At 36.4% G+C, this 18,575-nt stretch carries 17 protein-coding genes and 1 pseudogene; 15 read left to right on the top strand and 3 right to left on the bottom strand.

The features are described from left to right. The first annotated feature begins 5 nt into the window (after nucleotides 1-5). From accD to OL234_RS07435, 3 genes are all read left to right on the top strand, one after another. Entirely contained in the window at nucleotides 6-872 is an 867-nt protein-coding gene (gene accD, locus OL234_RS07445; RefSeq protein ID WP_275468615.1) for an acetyl-CoA carboxylase, carboxyltransferase subunit beta, read from the top strand. Nucleotides 873-889: 17 nt separating this feature from the next. Continuing rightward, nucleotides 890-1,684, top strand: coding sequence for an acetyl-CoA carboxylase carboxyltransferase subunit alpha (locus OL234_RS07440; RefSeq protein ID WP_275468614.1), 795 nt, complete (start codon nucleotides 890-892; stop codon nucleotides 1,682-1,684). Nucleotides 1,685-1,811: 127 nt separating this feature from the next. After that, nucleotides 1,812-2,327 (top strand): YehS family protein, encoded by a 516-nt coding sequence (locus OL234_RS07435; RefSeq protein ID WP_275468613.1) that lies wholly within the window; start codon nucleotides 1,812-1,814, stop codon nucleotides 2,325-2,327. Between the two features lie 33 nt (nucleotides 2,328-2,360). Here OL234_RS07435 and ypfJ read toward each other — a convergent pair whose 3' ends face one another. The 3 genes from ypfJ to OL234_RS07420 all read right to left on the bottom strand — a co-directional run bounded on the left by ypfJ (nucleotide 2,361) and on the right by OL234_RS07420 (nucleotide 5,610). Beyond that, nucleotides 2,361-3,272, bottom strand: a complete 912-nt coding sequence (ypfJ, locus tag OL234_RS07430) for a KPN_02809 family neutral zinc metallopeptidase (RefSeq protein ID WP_275468612.1) — start codon at nucleotides 3,270-3,272, stop codon at nucleotides 2,361-2,363. Between the two features lie 165 nt (nucleotides 3,273-3,437). Continuing rightward, a complete protein-coding gene (locus OL234_RS07425; protein WP_275468611.1) occupies nucleotides 3,438-4,160 on the bottom strand; it encodes an amino acid ABC transporter ATP-binding protein in 723 nt (240 codons plus the stop codon). After that, entirely contained in the window at nucleotides 4,147-5,610 is a 1,464-nt protein-coding gene (locus OL234_RS07420; protein ID WP_275468610.1) for an ABC transporter substrate-binding protein/permease, read from the bottom strand. Before OL234_RS07420 ends, OL234_RS07425 begins: the two co-directional genes overlap by 14 nt. A gap of 348 nt (nucleotides 5,611-5,958) precedes the next feature. Here OL234_RS07420 and OL234_RS07415 point away from each other — a divergent pair, with 348 nt between their 5' ends. From OL234_RS07415 to OL234_RS07360, 12 genes and pseudogenes are all read left to right on the top strand, one after another. Continuing rightward, nucleotides 5,959-6,927 (top strand): ribose-phosphate diphosphokinase, encoded by a 969-nt coding sequence (locus OL234_RS07415; RefSeq protein ID WP_275468609.1) that lies wholly within the window; start codon nucleotides 5,959-5,961, stop codon nucleotides 6,925-6,927. Nucleotides 6,928-7,262: 335 nt separating this feature from the next. Then, complete coding sequence (locus OL234_RS07410) at nucleotides 7,263-7,880, top strand: sugar O-acetyltransferase (RefSeq protein ID WP_275468608.1); 618 nt, start codon at nucleotides 7,263-7,265, stop codon at nucleotides 7,878-7,880. 240 nt (nucleotides 7,881-8,120) lie between these two features. After that, nucleotides 8,121-8,648, top strand: coding sequence for a YqeG family HAD IIIA-type phosphatase (locus OL234_RS07405; RefSeq protein WP_275468607.1), 528 nt, complete (start codon nucleotides 8,121-8,123; stop codon nucleotides 8,646-8,648). Continuing rightward, nucleotides 8,645-9,766 (top strand): ribosome biogenesis GTPase YqeH, encoded by a 1,122-nt coding sequence (gene yqeH / locus OL234_RS07400; protein WP_275468606.1) that lies wholly within the window; start codon nucleotides 8,645-8,647, stop codon nucleotides 9,764-9,766. Before OL234_RS07405 ends, yqeH begins: the two co-directional genes overlap by 4 nt. Before the next feature lie 55 nt (nucleotides 9,767-9,821). Next, nucleotides 9,822-10,133, top strand: a complete 312-nt coding sequence (gene yhbY, locus OL234_RS07395; protein ID WP_275468605.1) for a ribosome assembly RNA-binding protein YhbY — start codon at nucleotides 9,822-9,824, stop codon at nucleotides 10,131-10,133. Between the two features lie 25 nt (nucleotides 10,134-10,158). Continuing rightward, complete coding sequence (locus OL234_RS07390; protein ID WP_437184420.1) at nucleotides 10,159-10,803, top strand: nicotinate-nucleotide adenylyltransferase; 645 nt, start codon at nucleotides 10,159-10,161, stop codon at nucleotides 10,801-10,803. Beyond that, nucleotides 10,796-11,398, top strand: a complete 603-nt coding sequence (gene yqeK, locus OL234_RS07385; protein ID WP_275468604.1) for a bis(5'-nucleosyl)-tetraphosphatase (symmetrical) YqeK — start codon at nucleotides 10,796-10,798, stop codon at nucleotides 11,396-11,398. Before OL234_RS07390 ends, yqeK begins: the two co-directional genes overlap by 8 nt. Before the next feature lie 15 nt (nucleotides 11,399-11,413). Beyond that, on the top strand, nucleotides 11,414-11,767 hold the full coding sequence (gene rsfS / locus OL234_RS07380) for a ribosome silencing factor (protein WP_275470128.1): 354 nt from the start codon (nucleotides 11,414-11,416) through the stop codon (nucleotides 11,765-11,767). A 1-nt stretch (nucleotide 11,768) separates the two neighbouring features. Then, a complete protein-coding gene (locus OL234_RS07375; RefSeq protein ID WP_275470127.1) occupies nucleotides 11,769-12,506 on the top strand; it encodes a class I SAM-dependent DNA methyltransferase in 738 nt (245 codons plus the stop codon). Nucleotides 12,507-12,704: 198 nt separating this feature from the next. Continuing rightward, nucleotides 12,705-16,226 (top strand): annotated as a pseudogene (gene nifJ / locus OL234_RS07370) (pyruvate:ferredoxin (flavodoxin) oxidoreductase); the annotation flags it as partial. Between the two features lie 485 nt (nucleotides 16,227-16,711). Then, a complete protein-coding gene (gene cdaA, locus OL234_RS07365; protein WP_275468603.1) occupies nucleotides 16,712-17,593 on the top strand; it encodes a diadenylate cyclase CdaA in 882 nt (293 codons plus the stop codon). Continuing rightward, complete coding sequence (locus OL234_RS07360) at nucleotides 17,593-18,549, top strand: CdaR family protein (protein ID WP_275468602.1); 957 nt, start codon at nucleotides 17,593-17,595, stop codon at nucleotides 18,547-18,549. Before cdaA ends, OL234_RS07360 begins: the two co-directional genes overlap by 1 nt. Nucleotides 18,550-18,575: the final 26 nt, after the last annotated feature.

Here is an 18,575-nt window from a genome sequence, read left to right as displayed (position 1 = left end):
ATAATATGGCTTTTTTCAAAAAGAAGCGACGTTATATTCCGATTACTCCAATCAGTGAGAGCCAACGATCTAACCCGTTACCTAAACCGAGTGTCCCTGATAAAATGTGGGCTAAATGTCCAGAGTGTCAGCAAGCTATTTATGCCAAAGATTTAGGCAAGGCAAAAATTTGTCAAAAATGTGGCTATTGTTTTCCTTTAGAAGCAAGAGAACGTTTGGAGGTATTAGTAGATAAAGGGAGTTTTAAAGAATTATTTAAGACTCATACTATAGCAAATCCTCTTGGTTTTCCAGGTTATCCAGATAAGATCAAAAAAAGTCGCGAACAAACAAAGCTTGATGAGGCTATTTTAACAGGGTATGGGGAAATCTTAGGTCAGAAAGTCGTATTGGGGATTATGGACAGTCATTTCATGATGGGAAGTATGGGAAGTGCTGTCGGTGAAAAATTAACTTTGGTATTTGAATATGCGACAAGCAACCAATTACCAGTTGTTATATTTACTGCTTCTGGTGGAGCTAGAATGCAGGAGGGGATAATATCTCTCATGCAAATGGCAAAAGTGACGAATGCAGTAAAACGCCATAGTAAAGCAGGTCTGTTTTATTTAGCAGTTTTAACTGATCCTACAATGGGGGGAGTTACAGCTAGCTTTGCGATGGAAGCCGATATTATTTTAGCTGAACCGAAAGCAAGAATTGGTTTTGCTGGAAAGCGTGTGATTGAGCAAACGATTAAGCAAAAGTTACCGGACGATTTCCAAACAGCTGAGTTTTTATTAACTCATGGTTTTGTCGATCAAATTGTTTTTAGACAAGAATTGGTAGAAAAGCTTGCTGATTTGTTAAAATTACATGCTCACGAAAAATAGGCTAAGGAGACTGTAACATGAAAGAGAAAATGAAATCTGCAAGTGATATCGTTGCCCTAGCACGCCAAATCAAGCGAGGGACCCCATTAGATTACTTTGAGACACTGTTTACAGGTTTTTTCGAATGTCATGGCGATCGACTTTATGGGGATGATCAAGCGGTTGTTGGTGGTATTGCTTATTTAGAACAACTACCTGTGACAGTGATTGGGATTCAAAAAGGACATGATTTAAAAGAGAATATTGTAAGAAATTTTGGTAGTCCTCATCCAGAAGGGTACCGTAAGGCACAACGGTTGATGAAACAAGCTGAAAAGTTTGAACGTCCTGTTATCACCTTTATCAACACTCCAGGTGCTTTTTGCGGGATAGAAGCTGAAGAACGCGGTGAAGGGGAGGCAATCGCTCAATGTTTATTGACATTGAGTGATTTAACTGTTCCAACCATTGCGGTGTTTATTGGTGAAGGTGGTAGTGGAGGTGCTTTAGCCTTAGGTGTAGCTGATAAAGTTATAATGTTAGAGTATAGTATTTATTCAATTTTATCACCGGAAGGCTTTGCCTCTATTTTGTGGAAGGATGCAAAGAGAGCACCAGAAGCTGCCGATTTAATGAAATTAACAGCTCCTGATTTGAAAAAATTAAAAGTAATTGATTATATTATTCCAGAAACAAGTAATGGTGAACCATTACCTCAAACTCAAATAACGCAACGATTGAAGCAAGAATTAGTGGCACTTTTAACTTTTTTAAAAAGTCGACCATTGGATGTATTATTAGAAACACGTTATCAACGTTTTCGTGATTTCTAAAACAGATTAGTTAAACTAATCTGTTTTTTTCTTGATTCAATTAATAAATATTAGATAACAAGTGCATTCTGATGAAAGGCGTTATATAATAAAAGGCAACAAAGTAGGAAGAGTTGGAGGATGAAAAATGAATAATAATGATAAACTTGTTCGCTTAAGATATGCTTTCGATATGAAAGAGCAGGACATGGTTGATATTTTTGATTTAGGTGGTGTTGAAATTACGAAGGAAGAGGTTCGTGAGATGTTGACCCGAATTAAAAGTCCTGAAATAGATGAATTTGATGAAAATCAGTATGAATTAACGTGCAATAATAAAGCATTAGAAATGTTTTATAATGGGTTCATCACTTATAAACGTGGTAAAAAGCCTTTAAAACCAGGTGAAGTAGAAAAAGCACCTAAATTGATAATGAGTAATCAAAATGGGAATAATGTCATGATGAAAAAGTTGAAAATTGCTTTAGCTTTAACAAGTGATGATATGTTAGCTATTTTAGAAAAAGCTGGCGTACGTATTTCTAATAGTGAATTGAGTGCAATTCTACGTAAAGAAGGACATCGTAATTATCAAATGTGTGGAGACAAGTTTGCTCGAAACTTTTTAAAAGGATTAACAGTAATTAATCGTTCGGAAGACTAAAAAAGCTAATTGGCGACTAGCCAATTAGCTTTTTTAGTTTAAATCTAGATTAGGAGCATTGAAAGTATCGCCATGTTCAAAGTCACCATACTCAAAGCCTCGATAGAACCAATTTTTCCGTTGTTTTGATGTACCATGAGTGAAGCTATCTGGGACGACAAAACCTTGAAACTTACGTTGCAAGGTATCATCCCCGATACTATTAGCGGCAACAAGAGCTTCGTCAATATCGCCTACATCAAGAATAGGTTGGTTATTGAAAGTTTTGCCATCAATGTAGCGTGTCCAAACACCAGCATAGTAGTCAGCTTGTAGTTCCATACGCACCTGGTATTTATTATAGTCCTTTTCAGGTAGCTGTCGTCTCAAACGATTCATCTGATCTGAAACACCTAGTTGCTCTTGGACGTGGTGTCCTACTTCATGTGCTACAACATAAGCCATAGCAAAGTCACCACTGGCTTTAAATTTTGTCACTAATTCATCCATAAAAGAGAGGTCCAAATATACTTTTTTATCACCAGGACAATAAAAAGGACCAACAGACGAGTCAGCTGCTCCGCAAGCTGTTCGAACTTGTCCATCATAGAGCACCATTTTAGGTTGTTCATAGGTCTGCCCTTTTTCTGCAAAAGCTTGTCCCCAATAATCTTCTAAGTGACCAAATACGACAGAAACAAACTCTTTTCTCTCAGGGTCTGCTTTCGATTGTGTTTGAGTAACCGATGAACGTGGTGCCGATGTTTGTGGCTCACCGATCATTGAAGTTAAATCGCCACCGCTAAATAAAAAGAAAAGTATGACGATAATGACCGAACCTAAACCACCGCCACGTAAAAGACCTATAGGCAATCCATTTATGCCACCACCTGTGACGTTACGATTACTTTGTCTGCCAGTCTGATCTTCTACATTATTACTTTGTCTACCACCGCGCCATTTCATACTTATCCACCCCGAGTCATTTTATTAGTATTTATTTTCAATTATAGTGAGGTTATACTAGTTTTTCAATGAAATATTTTATAATAGTCTGTTTTTTTAAACAAAAAAGCTCAACCTGGCTAGAAAAACAACGAGGTTAAGCTTCTTCTATAGTAGTAGAAAGTTTTAGAGAACTTTACTTAAAAAGTCTTGTGTTCTTGGATTTTTAGGAGTATTAAAAATGGCGTCAGGTGTTCCTTGTTCTTGAACAATTCCATCTGCCATGAAGATTACGCGATCAGCGACTTCTTTGGCAAATCCCATCTCGTGAGTTACAATCACCATGGTCATGCCATCTTGAGCTAAATCTTTCATTACCTGTAAAACCTCTCCGACCATTTCGGGGTCAAGTGCAGAGGTTGGCTCATCGAATAACATAACATCGGGGTCCATTGCTAAAGCACGAGCGATAGCAACCCGCTGTTGTTGTCCTCCTGATAGGTTACTGGGAAAGGCTAACTGTTTATCTTTAAGACCAACTTTATCAAGTAAAGTTAGCGCCGTATTTTCAGCTGTTTCTTTCTTGATTTTTTTGACTTTGATAGGAGCAAGTGTTAAATTATCTAAAACAGTTTTATGAGGAAATAGGTTGAAATTTTGAAAGACCATTCCCATTTTTTGACGCAACAGGTTAATGTCAGTTTTTTTGTTTGTTAAGTTCTGTCCTTCAAAGGTAATAGTCCCATCAGTGGGCTCTTCCAGAAGGTTTAAACAACGTAACAGGGTGCTTTTTCCGCTACCAGAAGGACCAATGATGACAACGACTTCACCTGATTCGATACTTAAGTTGATGCCTTTAAGGACTTCGTTTTTACCGTAATATTTATGTAATTTATTAATTTCTATCATCTGTATTCATGCTCCTTTCAGCAATACCAATTAAACGAGAGAGAGTAAACGTTAAAATAAAGTAAATGATTGAGACTAGGACAATCGGTAAGAAGGGTTTAAAACTGGCTCCTTGGACAACACCTGCTTGGAACATCAATTCTGAAACACCGATAACAGAAACAACAGATGATTCTTTAATGACCGTTACAAATTCATTACCAAGGGCAGGTAGGATATTCTTGATAGCTTGTGGTAATACAACCAAACGCATTGCTTCCGTTTGAGTCATTCCTAGAGAGCGAGCGGCTTCTAACTGTCCTTTATTAACAGCATTAATACCAGCACGAATAATCTCAGCGACATAAGCACCACTGTTAAGTGTTAGGGCAATACAGCCAGCAGCCAAAGCATTAATATTTAAATTTAAGGCGGTTGAACCAAAATACACCAAGAAAATTTGGACAAGTAATGGCGTGCCACGGACATACTCAATATAGACAAGGGCGATTCCTTTAGCTAACTTATTTTTAGACAATTTCATTAAAGCAAGCAAACCGCCGAGAAAAGCACCGGCAAAAACCCCAACAAAGGCTAAAAAGACTGTATAGAGAGTACCTTTAACATAGTTCATGCCATACTTTTTAAAAAAACTTTCATCATTAAACATTAAGCTACTAGCTTCTTTTTTATAATCACTCATTAAATCTTTTTGATAAATATCATCAACAGATTTGTTAATTTCTTCTAATAGTATGGGGGCATCTTTTGACATAGCAATTGCAAAGCTTGACTTTCCACCGTCAAATGTTAAATCAGCAGTAGTTAAGTTTTTGTTTTGGGCAACATAAGCATCCGCTACAGGACCTTCCAAGACAGCAGCTTCGACTTTGTTATTTTGTAAATTTAAAATAATATCTGTTACTTTTTGTAAAGAAACGACTTCTGAACCGATTAATTCTGTTTTAGCTAACTCTTCTTGAGTCGACTGCTTTTGAGCAGCGACACGAACATTTGCAAAATCCTTTGTTGTTTTAAATAATTTTTTATCGGATTTTCTAATAACAACTTTTTGATTGATATCTAGATAGGGGTTTGAAAAGCTGACTTCTTTTTCACGCTCAGGAGTTGGAGACATAGCAGAAATGATTAAATCAATCTTACCAGTTTTCATGGCACCCAGCAAAGCATCGAAGCTTAGTTCTTCAATTTTTAACTCTACACCAAGATCTTTCGCGAGTTTTTTTGCCATTGACACGTCAGCACCGACGACTTGATCTTTTCCATCGATACTAGCGTGAAATTCATAAGGGGGGTAGTCTGCAGTTAAGCCGATACGTAAAATACCTTCTTTTTGAATTTCTTCATAAATTTTATCTTGATTGGTAGCTGCTGATACATGTGTAACAGTTGGCAAAAAAATGAATAAGGTAATAAGGGTGGTAATAATTGCTTTTAGTACTTTTGGCATAACGTTGCTCCTCTGTTTTTTTTGAATAGTAGATTAAAAAAGTGACACTAGTTAAATTTTAATTTTCAGCAAGCAAGATCACTTACTGATATTTTCATATAAACTTTCATAAAGCGACTATTCATATTTTTAATTATAATAGCACTAAATATTCATTTTTTCAAGTTATTATGTATAAAAATTCAAAATAATGAATTTTATTGAGTGAAAATGATAATGATAAGTTTTCCTAACATGATTAGGATGCTATGAGAATTTTGAATCAGAGTGTTATTTCTAAGATTTTCTGATAAACTAAAGATAATAGAGAAGTAAGGTTATTTCTAAAACAAATCATTGGAGGCAATTATGACAAATTCTGATAAAGAATCGAATTTAAAGATTTTTAGTTTAAGCTCAAATCAAGAGTTAGCAAAGCAAATAGCAAATGTGGTTGGGGTTGAATTAGGTAAATGTACGGTTCAGCAGTTTAGTGATGGCGAACTTTCAATTAATATAGAAGAAAGTGTTCGTGGCGCTAATGTTTACATCATTCAGGGGACAAGTTATCCTGTCAATGATCATTTATTAGAGTTATTAATTATGATAGATGCTTTAAAACGTGCTAGCGCTAAAACTATCAACGTTGTCATGCCTTATTTTGGCTATGCTCGCCAAGATAGAATTGCAAAGCCTCGTGAACCAATTACTGCTAAATTAGTAGCTGATTTATTAGAAAAAGCCGGTACAACAAGAGTATTGACCTTAGATTTACATACTGTTCAGTTACAGGGCTTCTTTGATATTCCTGTGGACAATTTATTTACAATGCCACTGTTTGGTCCACATTTTCAAAAAGAACATGTTACAGGGGAGGATATTGTTATTGTTTCACCTAAAAATAGCGGTATTATTCGAGCTCGTGTCTTAGCTAAGTATTTGGATGCTTCATTGGCAATTATTGATCAATGGGTTGATGAAGAAGGAATTAACCAAGGATATGTAATTGGAGAAGTTACGGGGAAAACGTGTATTTTAGTGGACGATATTATTAATACAGGGACTACTATAGCTGTGGCTGCAACGATCTTAAATGCTAATGGTGCAAAAGAAATTTACGGCTGTGCCTCTCATGGGATTTTTTGTGGTGATGCAGCGACAACTTTAAATAAAGCGCCTTTTAAAGAAATTGTTGTGACCGATTCAGTAGCTTTACGAGATGATGTGACGATTAATCATTTAAATGTTATTACTTGTTCTGATTTGATGGGAGATGCTATTCGCCGTATTCATGAAAATGTAGCGATGAGTCCATTATTTGGTTATCATAATAAATAAAAAAACGTGCTGATGTCAGCACGTTTTTTTAGGCAGTCAACAACAAAAAAACCATCCAATAATAGGGATGGTTTAGGAGATTTATTATTTACTTTGGAGGAGTAAATAATGAAAAAGTTTTGTTAGGGTTGTTTTGTTGGTATGCTTATATAATAGCTGGAAAATATGAAGAAAATATGTCCATTTTTTAGTGAGTTAGTGATTTTTTAGAGAATTTAATGGCTGGTAATTAGTCACTAGTAATTGTAAAATTAGATAAGTTCATTCAGCAGATTTTATCTTGTTATAATAGAAAATAAAGTTATGCTAATTATTATTGAAGGAGCGCTTGACAAGTGAGAACAGAGAAAGAAAAAATGTTAACAGAATCTATGTATATGGCTAACGATGCGGAATTACGTGCTGATGCAGCTGTATCACGTCGTATCACACGCCTATTTAATCAAACAACAGAAGAACAACAGGCATATCGTAAAGAATTGCTTCGAGAACTTTTTGAAAAAACAGGAGATAATTTCTATATTGAACCTCCTTTCCGTTGTGATTATGGTCAACATATTACCATTGGTGAAAATTTTTACGCCAATTTTGATTGTATCATGTTAGATGTAGCAAAAATAAAGATTGGGGACAATGTGATGTTTGGTCCTCGAGTAGGGTTATTTACACCGGGACACCCCATAGATAGTCAAGTTAGGTCATCGGGAATAGAATTTGCCAAACCTATTACTATTGGAAATGATGTATGGGTTGGGGCACAAGTAACGGTTAACCCAGGTGTGACAATAGGCGATGGGACAATTATCGGTTCAGGATCAGTGGTTATTAAAGATATTCCGTCCAATGTGATTGCAGCAGGGAATCCGTGTCGTGTAATCCGATCTATAACTAATGAAGATAAAAGCTATTGGGAGACAGAAAAACAAGCTTATTGGGATGAAATGAAAGATTAGAAAGTGCTTTTACTTGTAGCGATTAGGAGTATACACGTACTCCTTTTTATAATTCAATGATAAGTTCAGTTTAGTTGTGAGGGCTTCCAGTGAAAAACATCATAAATAAGATGAAAAAAAATTAAAAATAAGTTATAATAGTAAGGATATGAAGGGGTGCTTTCGGGGCACGCCTGTTTTTATAGGCCAAATTTTTGAAATAAAGGATTTATTTTGCGCCTAATTTTGAAAGGAGTCACTATGTTTCTTAACTTTAAACCTACATGGATGCTTGAAGCTATCTATCAGTTGACACCTGAAGTACTTGCTAAAAATAATATTAAAGCGGTATTAACTGACTTAGATAATACCTTGATTGCTTGGAATAATCCAGACGGTACAGCAGAGTTATTGGCTTGGATTGATAGTATGAAATCAGCGGGTATTCCAGTAATTGTCGTTTCAAATAATAAGGCTGAACGAGTAGAACGCGCCATTTCACACTTGAACTTAGATTATGTCTCACGTGCTTTGAAACCTTTGACTAAGGGGATGGATGAAGCAGTTGAGAAATTACAGTTACCGAAGGAAAATATTGTGATGGTTGGTGATCAAATCATGACGGATATTAGAGCTTCAAATGGTGCAGGTATTCGCTCGATTTTAGTAAAACCGATTGTCGAATCAGATGCCTGGAATACCAAGCCCAATCGGGCAATGGAAAAAATTATTATGAAACAGCTTAAAAAGAAAGACCCAGAGATGAAATGGAGAGGTAAATTAAAATGAGCGAAGAGTTATTAGAAGAAATCCGTTGTATAGGCTGCGGTTCGATTATTCAAACTGAAGATAAAGAAGGCTTAGGCTATACGCCTAATTCGGCTTTAGAAAAAGGGTTAGAAACGGGTGAAGTTTATTGTCAGCGTTGTTTCCGTTTGCGTCACTATAATGATATACAAGATGTTCAATTGACAGATGATGATTTTTTACGTTTATTAAATGGAATTGGTCAAGAAGATGCCTTAATTGTTAATGTTGTAGATATTTTTGACTTTAATGGTAGCCTAATTCCAGGTTTACACCGTTTTATTGGCAATAACCCGGTTCTATTAGTAGGGAATAAAGTAGATATCTTGCCGAAATCATTGAAACGTGGCAAGTTGACACAATGGATGCGCGAACGTGCTCATGAAGTAGGGCTACGTCCTGAAGAAGTAATCTTGACAAGCGCTAAAAAACCAAATGAGATGGAAAGTTTATTAAAAACGATTGAAAAATATCGTAAGGGACGCGATGTTTATGTAGTAGGAGTGACGAATGTTGGAAAATCAACCTTGATTAATGCTATCATTAAATCAACAGCAGGTGTTCAAGAGCTCATTACGACATCGCAATTCCCGGGTACGACTTTAGATAAGATTGAAATACCTTTAGAAGATGGTCGTTTTTTAATTGACACGCCAGGAATTATTCATAATTTTCAAATGGCTCATTATTTAGGTAAAAAAGATTTGCGTTTAGTTGCCCCAACTAAAGAAATTAAACCAAAAGTTTACCAATTAAACGCAGGACAAACCTTGTTCTTAGGTGGACTTGCTCGGTTTGATTTCATTCAAGGGGATCGCGCCTCATTTGTAACCTATGTTTCTAATGATATCGATATTCACCGTACTAAGTTAGAAAAAGCTAGCGAATTTTATCAAAAACATGCTGGAGGTTTGTTAACACCACCTCAACTAGATGAAGTATCTGATTTTCCTGAGCTTGTTCGTTTTGAATTTTCAGTCAAAGAAAACACAGATATTGTCTTTGCTGGTTTAGGCTGGATCACGATCACAACACCATGTGTTGTAGCTGGTTGGGCGCCTAAAGGTGTCGATGTTATTCGCCGTAAAGCCCTGATTTAAAAAAAGGAATTGACAACGGTGTTGTTAAGTTCCGGATTATAGAAAGAGGAAGAAAATGGAATTAAGAGGAAAGCAAAAACGTTTTTTACGCAGTAAAGCACATGATTTAAACCCAATTTTTCAAATTGGTAAAGGTGGTTTAAATGCTGCTGTCATTACACAAATTGAAGAAGCCTTAGAAAAAAGAGAATTAATCAAAGTAAGTTTGTTACAAAATACAGATGAGGTAGCCGAGGATGTCGCACGTGTCTTGGAACAAGAAATTAATTGTGACGTAGTACAAGTAATAGGTCGTGTCTTAGTTGTCTTTAAACCTTCTTCAAAAGAAAAATATCAAAGATTATCATATGACGTTCGCAAGATTTAATTTTTAATTTATCAAGGAGGATAAGATGGGAAGCATGTCAGAAACACTTAATAGGACGCAAATTGTTGCGAGGACCGAATTAAAAGAAACCTCTAAACGTCAGCAAGTCGGGATTTTAGGTGGGAATTTTAATCCCGTGCATCATGCGCATTTGATTGTCGCTGATCAAGTCTACCATCAATTAGGCTTAGATAAAATATACTTAATGCCAACGTACGAGCCACCCCACATTGATCATAAAACAACTATTTCATCAGAATTACGTTTAGACATGTTAGAACTAGCTTTAGCTAGCGACGACTATTTAGAGATTGAAACCTTGGAAATTAATCGAGCAGGTAAGAGCTATACTTATGAAACGATGAAAACTTTAACCGAATTAAATCCTGATGTGGATTATTACTTCATTATTGGAGGCGATATGGTGGAGTATTTACCTAAATGGTATGAAATAGAGAAACTGATGTCGCTAGTCCAACTGGTGGGGGTACGTCGTCCTAATTATCCTATTACATCAGAGTATCCATTGATTTGGGTAGATGTTCCGTTGATGGATATTAGTTCATCTTTAATCCGTGCAAAGGTTGCCAAAGGTGATTCAGTGAATTATCTTTTGCCCAGAGATGTGATAAACTATATAGAGATGAAAGGACTGTATCGCGATGGTTAAAGAAATGGTCAGTAATTATACCTTGGGCTATAGCCCTATGACTCGTAGTGAGTTAATGAGTAAGGTTGCCAGTCAAATGAGTCGGAAACGCTTTGAACATGTTTTGAGAGTTGAGGAAATGGCTTTGATTTTGGCTGAACGCTATGGCTGTTGTTTAGAAAAAACCAGTATTGCTGCTTTAACTCACGATTATGCCAAAGAAAGACCTGATGAAGAGATGATAGCGTTGATTCAGGCAGGAGATTATTCAACCGATCTTATAAAATACGGGAATGCTATTTGGCATGGTGTAGTGGGTGCTGACGTAGTCGCTAAAGAATTAAGGATTACTGATTCAGATATTCTACATGCTATTCGTTTGCATACGACAGGGTCTAGTGAGATGAGTTTATTGGCAAAAGTGATTTATGTTGCTGATTATGTTGAAGCAGGTAGAGAGTTTCCGGTAGTCAAAGAGGCTAGAGCATTGGCCTTAGAAGATTTAGATAGGGCAGTGGCTTTTGAAACAAAGCAAACATTGCTTTACCTAACTCAAAAAGAGATGCTAATTTATCCAAAAACATTAGAAACATATAACCACTGGGTGGTTAAATAATAGGAGGTCATTATCATAGAAAGCAGTCAGTTATTAGAAGTAGTAGTAAAAGCCGCAGATGACAAGCGCGCAGAAGAAATTATCGCCATGGATGTACAAGGTATCTCATTATTAGCAGATTATTTTGTTGTGTGTCATGGTAATAGTGAAAAACAAGTAGGGGCAATTGTCGACCAAGTCGCAGAAGCAGCTCGTGAAAATGGTATAGAAGTAGGTCGTATTGAAGGTAAAGAATCTGGTAAGTGGGTTTTAGTTGATTTAGGAGATATCGTGTTACATGTCTTCCATGCAGAAGAACGTAGCTTCTATAATCTAGAAAAATTATGGGCAGATGCACCAACAGTAAATATTGCATCGATGATTGACTAAGATGTTATATAAAACGTTTGCCTGTGTGTATGACGAAGTCATGGATCCCTTACTTTATCTTGCTTGGTTGGAGTTCAGCAAGCGTCACTTACCGGCTGATACCAAACGTATCTTAGAATTAGCTTGTGGAACGGGAGCTTTGGCTTGTGATTTTGCACGTGAGGGCTATGATGTAACAGCTTTAGATTTATCAGAAGAAATGTTGTCGGTAGCAAGTGAACGAGCTGAAGAAGAGAACGTAGACGTTCAGTTTGTTCAAGGCGACATGATGGATTTATCTGAGGTGGGCACGTATGAAGCGATTACGTGTTTTTCAGACTCTTTATGTTATATGCCAGATAGAGAATCTGTGCAGCAAGTGTTTGATTCCGTTTATCAAGCACTAGAAGAAGGTGGTACTTTTATCTTTGATGTTCATTCTATTTTTCAAATAGATGAAGTCTTCCCAGAATATAGCTATCATTATCAAACAGACGATTTTGCCTTTTTGTGGGAAAGTTATGAAGGGGAGAAAAAACATAGTATTGAACATGCCCTAACCTTTTTTGTTAAAGAACATGAGGATGATGAGAAATTTGTTCGCCATGATGAATTACATCAGGAACGCACTTATACCATGGAAAATTATTACACGATGTTAGAAAGTGCTAACTTTTATAATATCGAAATTTTTGCTGATTTTACAGATGATAAACCGACTGAAAATACAACTCGTTGGTTCTTTGTATGTAAAAAATAGTAAAAAACAAGCGAGACTCTTTTAAAGAGGCTCGCTTGTTTTTTATTAATATCTAAAAAAAATGATTTATTTGTGAAATAAGATGTTAATTCAGGGACTCTCGTTTATAATAAGGGTGACTGTTTCTGTAGTAACAGTTAAAAAGTAAGTAATTTAATAAAAGAAAGAAGGAGAGTCGTTGTGCGTAAACAACAAACAATGGATGGTAATACGGCAGCAGCTTATATTTCCTATGCCTTTACTGAGTTAGCCGCTATTTACCCAATTACGCCGAGTTCAACCATGGCTGAATTAGTTGATGAATGGGCAGCTAATGGCAAAAAAAATATATTCGGTCATCCTGTTAAAGTCGTTGAAATGCAATCAGAGGCAGGTGCTGCTGGCGTGGTTCATGGTTCTTTAAAAACTGGAGCACTTACATCAACGTATACGGCATCACAAGGTCTGTTGTTGATGATTCCGAATATGTATAAGATGGCAGGTGAGTTACTCCCAGCTGTCATTCATGTCGCCAGCCGAGCGGTCGCTACTAATGCTCTAAGTATTTTTGGTGATCATGGAGATGTGATGGCCGCACGTCAAACAGGTGTTGTGATGTTAGCTGAAAGTACCGTTCAAGAAGTGATGGATTTATCTGCAATCGCTCATTTAGCGGCAATTGAAGCAAGCTTACCTTTTGTAAATTTCTTTGATGGGTTTAGAACGAGTCATGAGATACAAAAGGTTGATGTGATTGAATACGAAGAAATTCAACAGTTGATTAATCAAGAAAAATTAGCTGAGTTTCGCGCTAAAAGTATGAATCCAAATCATCCTCATATTAGCGGAACTAATCAAAATGCTGATATTCATTTCCAACAGCGCGAGACAGTTAATAGCCACTATTTAGCCGTACCCGGCATTGTAAAAAAATACATGCAAGAAATTAATAAATTACGAGGAACAGATTATGATTTAGTCAATTATTATGGGGCAGAGGATGCAACTGAAGTTATTGTGTCAATCGGGAGTGTTGCACCTGTTGTACATCAAGTGATTGATTATTTAAATGAGCAAGGTCGAAAAGTTGGACATATCAACGTTCGCCTATATCGCCCGTTCCCAGTTGCAGAATTTTTAGCTAGGGTTCCTCAAACAGTTCAATCAATGGCGGTGTTAGATCGCACAAAAGAACCAGGTGCAGGTGGTGAGCCGTTATTATTAGATGTTCAAAGTGTGATGTATGACAGTGAGTTGCATCCTAAAATTATTGGTGGAAGATATGGATTAGGTTCTAAAGATGTGACACCCGATCAGATTGTAGCTGTCTATGATCATTTACTCCTACCTAAAAGTGAAATGAAACCGCGCTTTACAATTGGTATTGTGGATGATGTTACTGGTTTATCGCTACCAACAACTGAAAAATTAGATTTAACGCCAACGTCAACCTACCAAGCGAAGTTCTGGGGGTTTGGTTCTGATGGAACGGTTGGAGCTAATAAGTCAACTATTAAGATTATTGGGAATCAGACGAAGTTATATGCCCAAGGGTATTTTTCTTATGATTCTAAAAAATCTGGCGGTCTAACAGTATCTCATGTTAGATTTGGCGAAACACCTATTGATTCTACTTACCTAGTAGAGCATGCTGATTTTATTGCTTGTCACAATTCGTCATACGTCTATCAATATGATTTGATTAAAGGGTTGAAAAAGGGTGGTACATTTCTTTTAAATACGACATGGAATCAAGAGCAGTTAGCCAACAATTTACCCGCTAAGTTAAAAAAAGAATTGGTGGAAAAAGAGATTGAATTTTATACAATCAATGCAATTGATTTGGCTCAATCAGTAGGATTAGGTCGTCGGATTAATACAATTATGCAAGCAGCCTTTTTTAAATTAACTAACATTATGCCTTATGAGGAAGCTGTTAAGTGGATGAAGGCTGAGGTTGTAAAAAATTATGGACGTAAATCACAAAAAATTGTTGATAAAAATAATTTAGCGATAGATGGCACTAGTCAAATCGTGAAAAAAGTAACGATACCTAAAGAGTGGGTCGCTACGAAAGTAGCAGAAACTGTCAAAAAAGAACGTCCGTCGTTTGTTTTTAATATTGTTGAACCAGTCAATCGTCAAGAAGGAGATTCTTTATCAGTAGGAGATTTAAAAGCAAATAACATGACCGACGGCAGGATGCCGTTAGGAACTGCTGCCTTTGAAAAAAGAGGTATCGCTTTAGAAGTACCTGTCTGGGATGCTGATAAATGTACGATGTGTAATGAATGTGCCTTTGTTTGTCCTCATGCGGCTATTCGTCCGTTTTTAGCAGATGAAGAAGAACTAGCAGAAGCACCGGAAGGTTATATTGTTAGGGAGATGCGAGGGGCAGATGGGCTAAACTATCGTATTCAAGTCTCTCTCGAAGATTGCACCGGTTGTGGGTTGTGTGTTGAGGCATGCCCAGCTAAAGGAAAAGCGCTTGAGATGCGTCCTTATGAAGAGATGAAAGAAGAAGCTATTAATTGGGCCTTTTCAATGACTCTGAAAACAAAAGAAAATCCAACAAAATTAGGTTCTGTTAAGGGTTCCCAATTTCAAAAGCCATTGATTGAATTTTCTGGTGCGTGCTCTGGTTGTGGAGAGACGCCGTACCTTAAGTTACTCACACAATTATATGGTGACCGTTTGATGATGGCTAATGCAACAGGTTGTTCATCAATTTTTGGTGGGGCTGCACCGTCAACACCATATACAACTAATGAACAAGGACAAGGACCAGCCTGGTCTAATTCTTTATTTGAAGACAATGCTGAATATGGTTATGGTATGTATCTGGCTAATAATTCTAGAAGGGATTATTTAGCAAGTAATGTGGCAGAAGCGCTTGAAACATTGGCTATCTCTGACGAGTTATTTGCCTTGTTAAGCGATTGGTTAGCAAATTATCAAGTGACAGATGGCACACAGCAACGGGCTAAAAAATTACGAGCGGCATTATTATCTGAAAAAGATAAGCAGCCACTACTTGAGAAAATTTATGAGAAACACGATTTATTTGCTAAACCAAGTCATTGGATTGTCGGTGGTGATGGTTGGGCATATGATATTGGTTTTGGGGGATTAGATCATGTCATTGCTAGCGGCGAAGATGTTAATATTTTAGTTATGGACAATGAGGTTTATTCTAATACAGGTGGGCAAAAATCCAAAGCCACCCCATCTTCGGCTGTAGCTAAGTTTGCAGCAGATGGTAAACGTGGTAATAAAAAAGATTTAGGGATCATTGCTATGAGTTATGGTCATGTATATGTCGCACAAATTTCTTCAAACGCTAACCAAATGCAGACAATTAAAGCGATTGAAGAAGCTGAAAAATTCCCTGGGCCATCAGTTATTATTGCCTATACGCCATGTATTGCTCATGGTATTTCAGGAGGTATTACATTAAAACAAGCCAAAGATGCTGTTGATTGTGGGTATTGGTCGTTATATCGCTATAACCCATTATTAGCTGATAAGGGAAAAAATCCAATGACCTTAGATTTTAAAAAACCAGATTTTTCTAAAATGAAAGAGTTCATGAAGACGGAGACACGTTTTTCTACTTTGATGGGAATAGATGAGACTATCTCGGAAGGACTTTTTGATCAGACGGTCAAAGAAGCGCGGGAAAGATTTTATCGTTATGCTAGAATTGCTGGTCAAGAAGAGAAAATTAAAGCGAAGTTAGAAGGGGAATAATAACGAACGTTTACGAGTCGATGAGTGATACTTAGTGTCTTATTATAAAAAAGCATGTCTTTGCTAAATTCATCTTCAATGAATTGGCTAGACGTGCTTTTTTGATCTGAATTAGGTCATACTGTAGTGAAAAACATGTGAAAGTTATTAACTTAGCAAGAAAAAAGAAGGATAAAACGAGACTGTCTCATATTTATTTATTTTTAAAACTTTAAAAGATGAAGCAATTGGTTAGCTATGCTATTCTTAGTAAGATAAACTTAATAGTGCTAGTTAACTATAAAGGACTCTTTATTCATGTGCTCTAGAATAGCATGAGTAAGTTATTTAGAAGTGGTCTAGTTCTTTAATAAGGTATTATTAAAATAAACTAAGGATATCAGTATTTTTCATTGGGAGAAGAACGAGAAGAGTTTTCTTGGTTTTTATAATGTGATATACTAAATAAGATATCTGATTCATAAGGAGTGACAGCCGTGGGACATCCGTTTTTTAATTTTTTAAAGTTTGGTAGTTGGACAGAGCTAGTGAACACCTATATTTTAAATCCCAATTTTTTAATAAATATCTTAGATATATTAGTTGTTTGGTATTTAATTTATAAATTATTCGATTTGTTAAAAGGTACAAAAGCGGTACAATTACTAAAAGGTATAGCCGTTATTATTGTTGCTAGAGTTATCAGTCTTATATTAGGCTTAAATACAGTATCGTGGATTATGGATCAAGTGATTACTTATGGTGTGATTGCAGCAATAGTTATTTTTCAACCAGAAGTAAGGCGAGGTTTAGAGCATTTAGGTCGAGCCGGTTTTTCTAGAGCATCAAATAAAAGTGAGCGGAAAGATATGGCAGTTGTCAAATCTTTCGATCAAGCGATTCAGTATATGTCTAAACGTAAAATTGGTGCGTTAATCACGATTCAAAAAAATACGGGATTAGAGGAATATATTGAAACAGGAATCCCCATTAATGCGACAATTACAGGTGAGTTATTAATTAATATTTTTATCCCTAATACGCCTTTACATGATGGGGCAGTGATTGTAAAAGACGATAAAATAGCAGTAGCTTGTGCCTACCTACCTTTATCTGAAAGTGAGACGATTCCAAAAGAATTTGGTACGCGTCATCGAGCAGCTGTAGGGGTTAGCGAGGTCAGCGACTCACTTACGATTATTGTTTCTGAGGAGACAGGTGAGGTAAGTTTGGCGCAAAATAATGACTTACAAACGCACCTAAGTCGAGAAGAATATTTGGAAGTTCTAAAAAAAGAACTAATCAAAAATAAAGAAGAAACAAAAGAAAGTTTATTGCAGTCCTTTTTTGATGGTATCACTAAAGGAGGTAATGACTAATGGAAAAAATAGTCCAAAGTAGATGGTTTACCAAAGTTATTGCTTTGATTTTTGCCTTGTTATTGTTTTTCAATGCCAATTCAACAAGACCTAATAAACAAATTGAGACCGGACCTAGTTTAGCAGCCGTTGCCGAAAAAGTTCCAATCAACCTTAAATATGATGAAAAAAAATATTTTGTTTCAGGTTATGAATCGACGACAACGGTTTACTTAAAAAGTTCCAATCGAGTTTTATTAGATAGTGAGTCTCATGATCAAACAAGAAAATTCACTGTTGAAGCTGATTTAACTCGCTTTGAAGAAGGCACCTATGAGGTGCCTATATCTATCCAAAATTTGAATCCTGGTGTGCAAGGGACTTTAGCCGATCGAACAATCCATGTTACATTGGAAAAACGGTCGAGTAAAAAGGTTTCGGTAACTCCTAAAATTAATGATAATCTTTTAAAACATGGTTATACACTAGAAGGTATCAAGGTAACACCTGAAGTGGTTAAGGTGACTGGTGGTAAAAAAACGTTGAAAAAAATTAAACGTGTGGAAGCCACTTTATCTGATGATCGTGATTTATCTGAAAATTTATCAAAACGTGTAGATTTAATTGCAGTGGATGAAGATGGTAATGCTTTAAGTGTTGTGATGACACCTAACACGGCAACAATGACTGTGGAAATTTCTGCGCCAACAAAAATGGTGCCAATTAAAGTGAAGCGTTCAGGGACGTTGCCAAATGGTATTAAATCGTTTGAGTTTAAACCAGAAATTAAAGAAGTTAGGTTACAAGGTGCTATGGAGACTCTTGATAAGGTCAATGAAATTGAATTGTCTATCAATACGTCAGAAGTGACGGAAGAGTTTAAAGAAACGTACCGCTTGCCGACACAAGCAGGGATAGAGATGAGCCCTAATAATGTAAAAGTGAAAGTTATACCTATTAAAGAAAGTAAAGAATAAGGTAACTGATAAGGTTTCCTCTAAGT

It is taken from the genome of Vagococcus intermedius, from assembly GCF_029144185.1.
Taxonomy (GTDB): Bacteria; Bacillota; Bacilli; order Lactobacillales; family Vagococcaceae; genus Vagococcus_D; species Vagococcus_D intermedius.
This window is presented reverse-complemented; position numbering and strand designations above follow the sequence as displayed.

Excerpts from the sequence above, each read along its gene's own strand:
- accD (WP_275468615.1), top strand. The coding sequence starts at position 6 with ATGGCTTTTTTCAAAAAGAAGCGACGTTATATTCCGATTACTCCAATC.
- OL234_RS07440 (WP_275468614.1), top strand. The coding sequence starts at position 890 with ATGAAAGAGAAAATGAAATCTGCAAGTGATATCGTTGCCCTAGCACGC.
- OL234_RS07435 (WP_275468613.1), top strand. The coding sequence starts at position 1,812 with ATGAATAATAATGATAAACTTGTTCGCTTAAGATATGCTTTCGATATG.
- ypfJ (WP_275468612.1), bottom strand. The coding sequence starts at position 3,272 with ATGAAATGGCGCGGTGGTAGACAAAGTAATAATGTAGAAGATCAGACT.
- OL234_RS07425 (WP_275468611.1), bottom strand. The coding sequence starts at position 4,160 with ATGATAGAAATTAATAAATTACATAAATATTACGGTAAAAACGAAGTC.
- OL234_RS07420 (WP_275468610.1), bottom strand. The coding sequence starts at position 5,610 with ATGCCAAAAGTACTAAAAGCAATTATTACCACCCTTATTACCTTATTC.
- OL234_RS07415 (WP_275468609.1), top strand. The coding sequence starts at position 5,959 with ATGACAAATTCTGATAAAGAATCGAATTTAAAGATTTTTAGTTTAAGC.
- OL234_RS07405 (WP_275468607.1), top strand. The coding sequence starts at position 8,121 with ATGTTTCTTAACTTTAAACCTACATGGATGCTTGAAGCTATCTATCAG.
- yqeH (WP_275468606.1), top strand. The coding sequence starts at position 8,645 with ATGAGCGAAGAGTTATTAGAAGAAATCCGTTGTATAGGCTGCGGTTCG.
- yhbY (WP_275468605.1), top strand. The coding sequence starts at position 9,822 with ATGGAATTAAGAGGAAAGCAAAAACGTTTTTTACGCAGTAAAGCACAT.
- OL234_RS07390 (WP_437184420.1), top strand. The coding sequence starts at position 10,159 with ATGGGAAGCATGTCAGAAACACTTAATAGGACGCAAATTGTTGCGAGG.
- yqeK (WP_275468604.1), top strand. The coding sequence starts at position 10,796 with ATGGTTAAAGAAATGGTCAGTAATTATACCTTGGGCTATAGCCCTATG.
- OL234_RS07375 (WP_275470127.1), top strand. The coding sequence starts at position 11,769 with ATGTTATATAAAACGTTTGCCTGTGTGTATGACGAAGTCATGGATCCC.
- OL234_RS07360 (WP_275468602.1), top strand. The coding sequence starts at position 17,593 with ATGGAAAAAATAGTCCAAAGTAGATGGTTTACCAAAGTTATTGCTTTG.